The following is a 679-nucleotide window of genomic DNA, read 5'->3' on the forward strand; positions in this document are numbered from 1 at the left end:
TGAAGTAGTTTCGACTTAATCTGACAGTTGGGTTAACTTAGAAGTGCAAACTATCAAAAGTTGAACCCTTTAAACTGTCAGAAAAATGAGAACAGAAACGAAGTTAATCAAAACGAAATTAGGTCTTATCAATTTAGCTGAGCATTTAGGTAATGTCAGCCAAGCATGTCGCATGATGGGTTATTCGCGCGACAGTTTTTACAGAATCAAAGAACTTTATGATACTGGTGGAGAGCTCGCTCTAAAGGAAGTGAGTCGTAGAAAAGCTATTCCTAAGAATAGAGTTGAGCCCGAAGTCGAAGAGGCCGTTGTTCAGATTGCCATTGAACAACCCGCACTGGGTCAAGTACGTGTGTCCAATGAACTTCGTAAGCGAGGCGTATTCATTTCTCCATGTGGAGTCCGTTGTGTTTGGCAACGGCACGATATGGAAACATTTCCAAAACGCTTGGCAGCACTAGAAGCAAAAGTGGCTCAGGACGGACTCATCCTTACAGAAGCGCAGATGATTGCTATGGAGCGTAAGAGAGAAAAACGGGAAGCTTTTGGAGAGATTGAAACTGAGCATCCGGGTTATCTTGGAGCTCAAGACACTTACTACGTTGGTAACATCAAAGGCGTTGGACGAATTTATCAACAGACATTCATCGATACCTATTCCAAAGTTGCTTTTGCTAAA

Annotated in this window: 1 protein-coding gene; it reads left to right on the forward strand. The window is 42.4% G+C overall.

The window, feature by feature from the left end; genetic code table 11:
- Positions 1–85: 85 nt before the first annotated feature.
- Positions 86–679 (forward strand): helix-turn-helix domain-containing protein (locus P2W71_RS23990; RefSeq protein ID WP_276373952.1); only part of this gene is annotated, 594 nt, incomplete at its 3' end.

Source organism: Chryseolinea sp. H1M3-3, assembly GCF_029360725.1.
Lineage (GTDB): Bacteria > Bacteroidota > Bacteroidia > Cytophagales > Cyclobacteriaceae > Chryseolinea.